Below are 11022 nucleotides of genomic sequence, written 5' to 3' on the forward strand. Positions count from 1 at the left end.
GGAAGCCCGCCCATGCTCGCTCGTCTCAAGCGCGGCGCCGCAGCGCTCGCCATTTCCGCCGCCGTCCTGTCCGCGCCGACCCTTGCGCACGCGCAGGACGGCGACACGATCACCGTCACCTACAAGGACGATATCGCGACGCTCGACCCGGCGATCGGCTACGACTGGCAGAACTTCTCGATGATCAAGGCGATCTTCGACGGGCTGATGGACTACGAGCCCGGCACTGCCAAGCTGCGGCCGGGTCTGGCCGAGTCCTACGAGATCTCGCCGGACGGCAAGGTCTTCACCTTCAAGCTGCGCGACGGCGTGAAATTCCACAACGGCCGCGCGATGACGGCCGACGACGTGAAATACTCGTTCGAGCGCACGGTGAACCCGGCCACCCAGTCGCCGGGTGCCGGCTTCCTCGGCTCGATCGAGGGCTTCGAGGCGATGCAGGGCGGCACGGCGACCGAGCTGTCGGGCGTCAAGATCCTCGACCCGAAGACGGTGCAGGTGACGCTGTCGCGCCCGGACGCGACCTTCCTGTCGGTGATGGCGCTGAACTTCAGCTTCATCGTGCCGAAGGAGGAGGTCGAGAAGTCGGGCGCCGACTTCGGGCGCAACCCGGTCGGCACCGGCGCCTTCAAGCTCTCCGAGTGGACGCTCGGCCAGCGTCTGGTTCTCGAAAAGAACCCGGACTACTACCGCGAGGGCGCGCCCAAGCTCGGCGGCATCACCTTCGAGATCGGTCAGGAGCCGGTGGTCTCGCTCCTGCGCGTGCAGAACGGCGAGGTGGACGTGCCGGGCGACGGCATCCCGCCGGCCAAGTTCCGCGAGGTGATGGGCAATCCGGCCGAGGCCGCGCAGGTGGTCGAGGGCGTGCAGCTTCACACCGGCTACATCACCATGAACACCAAGGCCGCGCCCTTCGACAGCCTGAAGGTGCGCCAGGCCGTCAACATGGCGATCAACAAGGACCGCATCGTCCAGATCATCAACGGCCGCGCGACGCCCGCCAACCAGCCGCTGCCGCCGACGATGCCCGGCTACATCCAGAACTTCGAGGGCTACAAGTACGACGTCGAGGCCGCCAAGAAGCTCCTGGCCGAGGCGGGCCACGAGGGCGGCTTCGAGACCGAGCTCTTCGTCGCCAATGTCGATCCGCAGCCGCGCATCGCGCAGGCAATCCAGCAGGATCTGGCCGCGATCGGCATCAAGGCCTCGCTGCAGAGCCTCGCGCAGGCCAACGTCATCGCCGCCGGCGGCTCGGCGGAAGGTGCGCCGATGATCTGGTCGGGCGGCATGGCCTGGATCGCCGACTTCCCGGACCCGTCGAACTTCTACGGCCCGATCCTCGGCTGCTCCGGCGCGGCGGACGGCGGCTGGAACTGGGCGAAGTACTGCAATAAGGCGCTGGACGAGAAGGCGGCCGCCGCCGACGCGATGGTCGATCCGGCGAAGGCCGCCGAGCGGGCCGCCGCCTGGAGCGAGGTCTACAAGGGCGTCATGGCCGACGCGCCCTGGGTGCCGGTCTTCAACGAGAAGCGCTACACCATGCGCTCGGCCCGGATGGGCGGCGACGACGCGCTCTACATCGATCCGGTCAACACCCCGATGAACTACCGCTACGTCGAGACGAAGTGAGATGTGCAAGGCTTGCGACTACACGATCCACGGCCGGCAGCATCATTTCGGCTGGGACAACTCGTTCGAACCGGCGCTGCGCGTGGCGCCGGGCGCGACCATCGAGTTCGAGTGCCAGGACTCCTCGGCCGGCCAACTGACGCCTCAGTCCACCGTCGAGAGCGTCACCGCTCTCGACTTCTCGAAGATCAACCCGGTCTCGGGTCCGATCTTCGTGGAGGGTGCGGAGCCCGGCGACGCGCTGAAGGTGACGATCGAGGGTTTCAAGCCGTCGGGCTTCGGCTGGACCGCCAACATCCCCGGCTTCGGTCTTCTCGCGGACCAGTTCACCGATCCGGCGTTGACGCTCTGGACGTACGATCCGAACTCGCTCGAGCCGGCCGCCTTCGGTCAGCACGGGCGCGTGCCGCTGAAGCCCTTCGCCGGTACGATCGGCAATGCGCTGGCCGAGCCGGGACACCAATCGGTGGTGCCGCCGCGCCGCGTCGGCGGCAATCTCGACATCCGCGATCTCGCGGCCGGCACTACGCTCTACCTGCCGGTCGAGGTCGCGGGCGGGCTCTTCTCCGTCGGTGACACCCATGCCGCGCAGGGCGACGGCGAGGTGTGCGGCACGGCGATCGAAAGCCCGATGAACGCGGTGCTGACGCTCGACCTCGTCAAGGGCGCCAACCTTGCCATGCCCCGGTTCACGACGCCGGGCCCCGTCACCCGCCATCTCGACGCCAAGGGCTACGAGGTGACGACGGGCGTCGGCCCGGACCTGATGACAGGCGCGCGGCAGGCGGTCGCCGACATGGTGGAGCTTCTGGCCGGGCGTTACAACATGAACCCGGTCGACGCCTACATGCTCGTCTCGACCTGCGGCGATCTTCGCATCTCCGAGATCGTCGACATGCCGAACTGGGTCGTCTCGTTCTACTTCCCGCGGGTCGTGTTCGAGTGATGATGGGCAAGGTCCTGCCGCGCGGGGCGGTGGCTGCGGCCACCGCCCCGGTGCTCTCGGTCCGAGACCTCACGATCTCGGTCGGTGAGGGCGCGCGGGCGCGCGTGCTGGTCGAGGGCCTGTCCTTCGACCTCGCCCGCGGCGAGACGCTCTGCATCGCGGGCGAGTCCGGCTCCGGCAAGTCGCTTACCTCGCTCGCGATCATGGGCCTTCTGCCGCAGCCGGGGCCGGTGGTCTCCGCCGGCTCGATCCGCCTCGGCGCGGAGGACCTGACCGAGGCGTCCGAGAGCCGGATGCGGCGCGTGCGCGGCGACCGGATCGCGATGATCTTCCAGGAGCCGATGACCTCGCTGAACCCGGTGCTGACCGTCGGGCGCCAGCTGGTCGAGGCGATCGACGCGCATCGCGACGTCCCCGTAGCGGAAGCGAGGCGGCTCGCGCTCGACGCGCTGCAGGCGGTGCGCATTCCCGAGGCCGAGCGGCGGATGGGGCAGTATCCGCACGAGTTGTCCGGCGGCATGCGCCAGCGCGTGATGATCGCGATGGCGCTGGCGCTCGAGCCCGACGTCCTCATCGCCGACGAGCCGACCACCGCGCTCGACGTGACGATCCAGGCGCAGGTGCTCGGTCTTCTGAAGGAAATCCAGGCGACGCGCGGCACCGCGCTGATCCTGATCACCCACGACATGGGCGTCGTCGCCGAGATGGCCGACCGGGTCGTCGTCATGCGGCAGGGGCGGGAGGTCGAGGCGGGGCCCGTCGCGCCCCTCTTCGCCGCGCCGAAGGCCGACTACACGCGCACGCTCCTCGCCGCCGTACCGCGCATGGGCGACGGCAGCGGTCGCGAGCCGCTTGCGTCGGAGGCGCCCGTCGCCGAGGTGCGCGACCTCAAGGTGCGCTTTCCGCTGAAGGGCGGGCTTTTCGGGCGCACGGTCGCCGAGGTCCATGCGGTCGCCGGCATCTCCTTCGACGTGCCGGCGGGCGCGACGCTCAGCCTCGTCGGCGAGAGCGGCTGCGGCAAGTCCACGACCGCCAAGGCGATCGCGGGGCTCGTGTCCTACGAGGGGCACCTGTCGGTCGGCGGCCGATCGGGGCAGGACCTCTCGGTTTCCGAGCGCAAGGCGCTGCGCCGCGACGTCCAGATGATCTTCCAGGACCCGTTCGCCTCGCTCGACCCGCGCTGGCGGGCCGGCGAACTTGTGGCCGAGCCCTTGGCCGTCCACGGAATCGGCTCCGCCACCGAGCGCCGCGAGCGCGTAGCGGCCCTGTTCGAGCGCGTCGGCCTCCAGCCGGACGCGATGCGCCGCTACCCCCATCAGTTCTCTGGCGGCCAGCGCCAGCGCATCTGCATCGCCCGCGCGCTGGCGCTTCGGCCAAAACTCATCATCGCCGACGAGAGCGTGTCGGCGCTCGACGTGTCGGTGCAGAAGCGCGTGCTAGAACTCCTCAAGGAGCTTCAGGCCGAGTTCGGTATCGCCTATATCTTCATCAGCCACGACATGGCCGTCGTCGAGAACATCTCCGACCGGGTGGCCGTCATGTATCTCGGCCAAATCGTCGAGACCGGAACCGCCGCGCAGATCTTCGGCGATCCGCGCCACCCCTACACGAAGCGGCTGATCGAGGCCGTGCCGGTCCCCGACCCTGCGCGCCGCCGCGGCGCGTTCCCGCGCCTCGTCGGCGACATTCCGAGCGCGGTGCGAAGTGCAGGCGACCCGCCGGCCCGCCTCGTCCTGACGGACGTGGGCGAGGGTCATCTCGTCGCACAGGGATGACCTGCACCAGCGGCGCGCGTCCGAAGCGGCCGTTCTCGCCTTTTATTGAATGGCCGCATACGCAGTCTGTCGGTCCAAGACCTTGGATGGAGAAGGCATCCCGCTAGCTGATCGTCTGTAGCGCTTCCAATCTGGCGGTGTCTTGAATCGAGCGGCCGATGAAACTGCGCCACGCCGGCCTCGGCCTCCTTGCCATCGTTGTCGTCGGTGCGGTCGGCTTCACGGCCTATGCCTGGGAAAGCGAGATCGCCCCCGTCGAGAGCGCGTCGACCCAGAGCTTCGAGCCCGCGCTCGTGAAGCAGGGGGCCGACCTTGCGGCCGTCGGGAACTGCGTGGTCTGCCACACCGCACCCGGCGGCAAGCCCTTTGCGGGCGGGCTGCCGCTGCCGACGCCGTTCGGCACCATCTATGCGACGAACATTACGCCGGACCCCGAGACCGGGATCGGCCGATGGAGCGAGGCGGCGTTCACGCGCTCGATGCGCGAGGGCGTCGACCGGGAGGGGCGACACCTCTATCCCGCCTTTCCCTACGACCATTTCACGCTGGTGTCGGACGCCGACAACCGCGCGCTCTACGCCTACCTGATGACGCGTGAGCCGGTGGTCGCCGAGCCGCCGCCGAACGAACTCCCGTTCCCGCTTAACGTGCGCCTGGTGCTGGCCGGGTGGAAGCTCCTGTTCTTCCGCGAGGGCACGTTCACGGCCGATCCTGCCAAGGACGACGTGTGGAACCGCGGCGCCTATCTCGCCGAGGGCCTCGGCCATTGCAGCGCCTGTCATTCGCCGCGCAACCTTCTGGGCGCCGAAATGCGGGGCGACGACCATCTGGCGGGCGGCGAGTCCGAAGGCTGGACGGCCTATGCGCTGAACGGAGCCTCGCCCGCGCCGATCCCATGGGACGTCGACAGCCTGACCCACTACCTGCACCAGGGCTGGGAGGAGCGGCACGGCATCGCGCGCGGGCCGATGGCGCCGGTGAACGCCAATCTCGGCACCCTGCCGGAGGCCGAGTCCCGCGCCATCGCGACCTATATCGTCTCGTTGATGGGCGAGCCCGCTCCGCAGAAGCGGCAGCGCGCCGAGGCTCTGACGGCCGAGGCGACGATCCATTCGCCGGGCGTGGTGGTCGCATCGGCCGGCAGCCAAACCGTGCCGGTCGCGCATGATCCGTCCGACCGGGGTGCCGCGATCTATGCCGCCGCCTGCTCGACCTGCCACGATGCCGGGCGTCCGCTGCCGTACGGCGGCCTGCGGCTCGACCATTCCACCGCGATCTCCGGTCCGACGCCGGCCAACCCGATCAATGTCGTCCTCAACGGCATCCCGGCGCCGGAGGGCGAGCGCGGCCCGATCATGCCGGGCTATGCCGGCGCGCTCGACGACGGCCAGATCGCCGATCTCCTCGCCTACATGCGCCGCACCTACAGCGACCAGCCGGCGTGGGAGGACCCGTCCGATCTCATCGCCGAGGCGCGGGCGCGCGGGGCCGAGAACGGCCAGCGCTCGCTCGACACCGGTTCCGCCGCCCCGGCCAATCCTTCCAAGCGGGAGCCCACATGGTAAGCCTGACCGTGAACGGCACGCAGCATGAGGTCGAGGCCGATCTCGATACGCCGCTGCTCTATGTCCTGCGCGACGAACTCGGTCTGCACGGCGCCAAATACGGCTGTGGCCTCGGCCAGTGCGGCGCCTGCACCGTGATGGTGGGGGGCGAGGCGGTCCTCTCCTGCGTCACGCCGCTCGTCGTGATGGAGGGCAAGTCGGTCACGACCGTCGAAGGCCTCGGCACGATCGAGGCGCCGGGGCCGATGCAGGCGGCCTTCATCGCCGAGCAGGCCGCGCAGTGCGGCTACTGCATTCCCGGCATGATGATGCGCGCGCAGGCGCTTCTGGAGCGCGACCCGGAAGCCTCCGACGAGGCGATCCGCGCCCACATGGAGCCGAACCTCTGCCGCTGCGGCACGCATATGCGCATCCTCGCCGCAATTCGGCGGGCGGCCGCGAGCATGCGGACTGCAGCCATCGGAACCACCGGCGCGAGGGACGGCTGATGACCCGTCACGATCCTCATGGCCTCACGCGCCGCAGCGTGCTTCTGGGCACCGGTTCGCTGGTGCTGGCCTTCTCGATGCGCGGCGCCTTCGCGCAAGGGACGACCTCGCCGGGCAGCGAGACGCAGAACTTCCAGGCAGTCGAGGAGGCGGCGCCGGAGCTGCCGGGCAGCCTCAAGACCAATCCGAACCTTGAATCCTGGCTACGGATCGACGCCGACGGGCGCGCCACCGTTTTCACCGGCAAGGCCGAGCTCGGGCAAGGCATCCGCACCGCGCTCCTCCAGATCGCGGCGGAAGAGCTCGAGCTGCCGTTCGAGAGCCTGTCGCTGGTCGGGCCCGACACGAGCGAGAGCCCGAACGAGGGCTTCACGGCGGGCAGCCACTCCGTGCAGGACAGCGGCCGGGCGATCCGGCATGTCAGCGCGCAGGTACGCGAGATCCTGAGAGGCGAGGCGGCGCGGCGCTGGGGCGTGGCGCTCGAGGCCGTGCGGGCGGAGGCCGGCGCCGTCGTCGCGGCGGACGGACGCCGCGTCTCCTATGGCGAGCTGGTGTCCGGCGACCTCATCAAGGGCCGTGCAGGTCCGGACGCGGTGCTGAAGCCCACGACCGAGTTTCGCGAGATGGGCCGTCCGCGCCCGCGCATCGACATTCCTGGCAAGATCACCGGCGCACCCGCCTATGTGCAGGACATGCGGCCCGACGGCATGGTGCATGGCCGCGCGGTCCGCCCGCCGAGCCCGCTCGCGCGTCTCGTCTCCGTCGACAGCGCGCCGGTCGAGGCGATGACTGGTGTCCTCAAGGTCGTGCGCAACGGCTCGTTCCTCGGCGTTCTCGCTGAGCGCGAATGGCAAGCGATCAAGGCGATGTGGACACTCTCGACGCTCGCCCGCTGGGAGGAGCGCGAGGACCTGCCGGATGCCTCGCAACTTCCCGACTATCTGCTGTCCCGCCCCGTTACCGATGGGCAGGTCGCCGAGGAAGGGCAGACGGGCACGCCGGGCCTCACGCCGTTCGAGGCGCGCTTCACGCGGCCATACCAGCTGCACGCCTCGATCGGCCCGTCCTGCGCGCTGGCCGTCCTTCAGGATGGCGTGACGACGGTCTGGACGCACACCCAGGGCGTCTATCCCGATCAGGAGGCGATCGCCGAGATGCTGGGCGTCGGCGTCGAGGCTGTGCGCTGCATCCATGTCGAAGGCTCTGGCTGCTACGGCCACAACGGCGCGGACGACGCGGCGGCCGATGCCGCGCTTCTCGCGCAGGCCCTGCCGGGCCGCCCGGTGCGCCTCCAGTGGATGCGCGAGCAGGAGCACGCCTGGGAGCCGTTCTCGCCGGGCATGGTCACGCGCGTGCGCGCTGGCACGGATGCCTCCGGCACGATCCAGGACTGGACTTACGAGGTCTGGAGCAACACCCACAACGCGCGGCCCGGCGGGGCCGGGGCCCTTCTGCCCGCCCAGCATCTCGATCGCCCGTTCGCGCCGACGATCCCGACCGTGCGCATCACGCCGGAGGGCAACGGCGACCGCAACTCCAACCCGCTCTACGCCTTCCCGAACCGCGACGTCGTCTGGCACTTCATCGAGGAGATGCCGCTGCGGGTTTCGGCCCTGCGGGGCCTTGGCGCATACATGAACGTCTTCTCGATCGAGAACGCGATGGACGAACTGGCGCTCAAGGCCGGCGCCGATCCGGTCGAGTATCGCCTGCGCCACATGCAGGACGAGCGGGCTCGCGCGGTGATCGAGCGCACCGCCGCCATGTTCGGCTGGAAGGCCGGTGAGAAGCCCCCCGCCCATCACGGCTACGGCTTCGCCTTCGCGCGCTACAAGAACCTTGCGGCCTACTGCGCGGTGGCGATGGAGGTGATGGTCGAGCCCGACACCGGGCGCGTGCGCATGGTGCGCGCCTCGACGGCGGTGGATGCGGGCGAGATCGTCAATCCCGACGGCATCGCCAACCAAGTGCAGGGCGGCATCGTCCAGTCGGCGAGTTGGACGCTCTACGAGGCGGTCACCTTCGACCGGACGCGTGTCACCTCGGTGGACTGGTCGACCTATCCGATCCTGCGTTTCGACGCGCTGCCCGCCTCGATCGACGTCGAGGTGATCCCGCGTCCCGGCGACCCGTTCCTCGGGGCTGGGGAATGCAGTCAGGGGCCGGGCGGCGCGGCGCTCGCCAACGGCATCGCCCGCGCGATCGGCACGCGGATCCACGACCTGCCGCTGACGCGCGAGCGCATCCGCGCGGCCGTCGGCGTCTGAGGGACGGCGCACGGGTTCAGCGCGCGACGTGCCGCCCGGCGTGTCGGCGCTCGAGGCGCGCCCGGACGTCGGCTTCGATCTCGCGCGACGCGGCGGCCCAGAACTCGTGTTCGCGCCCGAGCGGGCAGCCGGCCGCTTCCCACAGGAAATAGGCGCGTTCCTTCACCAGCGGTTCGAGATCCATCTGGTGGTCGTCCTCCACGATCTCGTCGGTCGAGGGTTGCCGGGGACGATCCGCGAGCGCGATATTCCCGTCGAAGGCCTGCACCGGGGTGAAGACGTAGAAGCCGGTCTCCGCAAGGACCGCCTGATGGGTCAGCCGGTCGGGCTCGGGCAGCTGGTCCGAGATATCCGGCGTCCGGCCGGCGAGGACCCAGCCGTCGACGGACAGGAAGTCCGGCAATGCATGGTTGTCGGGGACGGCGCAGATCGCAGGGACCTCGCCGTGTCTGCGATAGAGGTTCAGCATGGGTGCTCCGCCTGCAAGGAAGGGTCAGCCCGCCTTCGAGCCGTGTCGAAAAAGAGCGCCGCGCCCTGCGGCGCTTAAGGTTTCCTGGACGTGTCGTCCTTTCGCCGGGTGCCGGTCTTCCCGCCTTCGGCTTTCCCAGCCGCCTTCTCGGCCGCGCCTTCGGCCTCGACGCGCTCGTTTCCGATCACCTTGCCGAGCGCTTCCTTCACGGAGCCGAGCGCTTCCTTCTTCGCCGCCTGATCGTTCTTCTCTCCCATCCCGCTCTCCTCTGTTTCGGGCTGGGGGCGGCATCGCAAAGCGAAGCCACCCGTTGTTTCAACATGGAGGGAAGACCCGACGCGCCCAAGTGTCATGGGCATCAGGTCGGCTGATGCAGGTGGCCCCGATCGTCGCCCGCATCCGCACATTCCCGGTTATGTGACCCGCATCAGGGCGCGCGCTGGTCGTCCGCGCCGATGCCGCGCGTCGATTCGCCCGGCGAAAGGATGTGGCGCCAGATCAGGGCGCCGGCCACGGCGCCGGCCAGCGGCGCGACCCAGAACAGCCAGACCTGCCCGAGCGCGCCCGTATCGGCGAAGAACGCCGTGGCGAGCGAGCGGGCGGGATTGACCGACGTGTTGGTGACCGGGATCGAGATGAGGTGGATCAGCGTCAGGCCGAGACCGATCGCGATCGGCGCGAAGCTGCCCGACGCGGCGGTGGCCGTCGATCCGAGAATGATGATGAGGAAGCCGGCGGTCAGGACGAACTCGATCAGGAAGGCCGGTCCGATTCCGTAGCCGCCCGGCGAATCGGCGCCGTAGCCGTTGGACGCGAAGGCGCCCGCCGTGAAGTCGGCCTTGCCGGAGGCGATCGCGTAGAGGACGACGGCGCCGAGGACGCCGCCGATCACCTGCGCCAGCCAGTAGGGACCCAGCTGGTTCCAGGAGAACCGTCCGGAGACGGCGAGGCCGAGCGAGACGGCCGGGTTGAAATGCCCGCCGGAGATGCCGCCGACGGTGTAGGCCATGGTGAGAACCGTCAGGCCGAAGGCGAGGGCGACGCCGGTGAAGCCGATACCGAGCTCGGGAAAGCTTGCGGCGAGGACAGCGCTGCCGCACCCTCCGAACACCAGCCAGAATGTACCGAACGCTTCGGCAGCGAGCTTTCTGAACATGAATGCCATCCTGTCTTTGACCTGCCCTCGGGCAGTGTGGGGCGTTGGTTTCGACGGCGGGCCGGTGCTCGGCCGCTGCCGCGTTCATTCCCCGTCGAAGCTAGAGGATTAGCCACCCAAATAAGTCGCATCCGCACTAGTGCAGCTGATGCGGATATAACTTTCTCGCGCGCGAGACGATCTTTCGCGATCAGAGCTTCCGCGGCCGTTTGGCGGGCGGTTGGGACCCGACGATTCCGCGCTCGCGAGCCCAGACGATCGCCTCGCCCCGCCGGTGGACCCCGGTCTTGGCATAGATGCGCTGGACATGGTTGCGCACCGTGTTGCGCGACAGGAAGAGAAGGTTGGCGATCTCGCTGTCGTCCAGCCCCTGCGAGATGAGTCCGAGCACCTGCCGCTCCTTCTCCGTCAGGTCGGCGCCGCCGGACTTGCGCGCTCCCTCCGGCTGCGGCGAGCGCATGTCGGCCAGCTTCTCCATGACGCTCCGGCTGAGCCATGAGGTATCGGCCAGCGCCTCCTCGATCGCGCGCAGCAGTTCGAGCTCGGAGGTCTTGCGGGCGGTGATGTCCTGGAACACGTCGAGGACGCAGGTCTCGCCGCCGATGCGGATCGTCTCGGCCGAGACGAGGCAGTCGGCGATCGAGCCGTCCTTCTTCTTCAGCCTGGCCTCGTAGCCGCGGAAGCCGCCAGTCTCCACCAGCTCGCTCTCCATGCGTCGGCGTGTCGT

Annotated in this window: 10 protein-coding genes; 6 read left to right on the top strand and 4 right to left on the bottom strand. The window is 69.3% G+C overall.

The genetic code is table 11. The features are described 5' to 3' along the window. The first annotated feature begins 12 nt into the window (after window positions 1-12). The 6 genes from QZ753_RS09765 (at window position 13) to QZ753_RS09790 (ending at window position 8670) form a co-directional block, all read left to right on the top strand. On the top strand, window positions 13-1629 hold the full coding sequence (locus QZ753_RS09765; protein WP_294643221.1) for an ABC transporter substrate-binding protein: 1617 nt from the start codon (window positions 13-15) through the stop codon (window positions 1627-1629). Between the two features lies 1 nt (window position 1630). Then, window positions 1631-2575 carry an acetamidase/formamidase family protein gene (locus QZ753_RS09770; RefSeq protein ID WP_294643223.1) on the top strand — a complete coding sequence of 315 codons (945 nt, stop codon included), beginning with the start codon at window positions 1631-1633 and terminating at the stop codon, window positions 2573-2575. Next, the gene (locus QZ753_RS09775) at window positions 2575-4350 is read left to right on the top strand and encodes an ABC transporter ATP-binding protein (protein ID WP_294643225.1); all 1776 of its coding nucleotides are present in this window, start codon (window positions 2575-2577) and stop codon (window positions 4348-4350) included. The genes QZ753_RS09770 and QZ753_RS09775 overlap by 1 nt, the downstream gene beginning before the upstream one ends. A gap of 158 nt (window positions 4351-4508) precedes the next feature. Beyond that, complete coding sequence (locus QZ753_RS09780; protein WP_294643227.1) at window positions 4509-5915, top strand: cytochrome c; 1407 nt, start codon at window positions 4509-4511, stop codon at window positions 5913-5915. Beyond that, window positions 5909-6403, top strand: a complete 495-nt coding sequence (locus QZ753_RS09785; protein WP_294643229.1) for a (2Fe-2S)-binding protein — start codon at window positions 5909-5911, stop codon at window positions 6401-6403. The genes QZ753_RS09780 and QZ753_RS09785 overlap by 7 nt, the downstream gene beginning before the upstream one ends. Further along, window positions 6403-8670 (top strand): molybdopterin cofactor-binding domain-containing protein, encoded by a 2268-nt coding sequence (locus QZ753_RS09790; RefSeq protein ID WP_294643231.1) that lies wholly within the window; start codon window positions 6403-6405, stop codon window positions 8668-8670. Before QZ753_RS09785 ends, QZ753_RS09790 begins: the two co-directional genes overlap by 1 nt. Window positions 8671-8686: 16 nt before the next feature. Here the strand turns inward: QZ753_RS09790 and QZ753_RS09795 are convergent, their stop codons facing one another. From QZ753_RS09795 to QZ753_RS09810, 4 genes are all read right to left on the bottom strand, one after another. Continuing rightward, window positions 8687-9139: a DUF2934 domain-containing protein gene (locus QZ753_RS09795; RefSeq protein ID WP_294643233.1), complete on the bottom strand. Its 453-nt coding sequence runs from the start codon at window positions 9137-9139 to the stop codon at window positions 8687-8689. A 74-nt stretch (window positions 9140-9213) separates the two neighbouring features. Next, a complete protein-coding gene (locus tag QZ753_RS09800) occupies window positions 9214-9396 on the bottom strand; it encodes a CsbD family protein (RefSeq protein WP_294643235.1) in 183 nt (60 codons plus the stop codon). 170 nt (window positions 9397-9566) lie between these two features. Next, complete coding sequence (gene aqpZ / locus QZ753_RS09805; protein WP_294643237.1) at window positions 9567-10295, bottom strand: aquaporin Z; 729 nt, start codon at window positions 10293-10295, stop codon at window positions 9567-9569. A 190-nt stretch (window positions 10296-10485) separates the two neighbouring features. After that, on the bottom strand, window positions 10486-11022 hold a 537-nt coding region (locus QZ753_RS09810), incomplete at its 5' end, for a LuxR C-terminal-related transcriptional regulator (RefSeq protein ID WP_294643238.1).

This window comes from uncultured Aureimonas sp. (assembly GCF_913775355.1).
GTDB lineage: Bacteria > Pseudomonadota > Alphaproteobacteria > Rhizobiales > Rhizobiaceae > Aureimonas.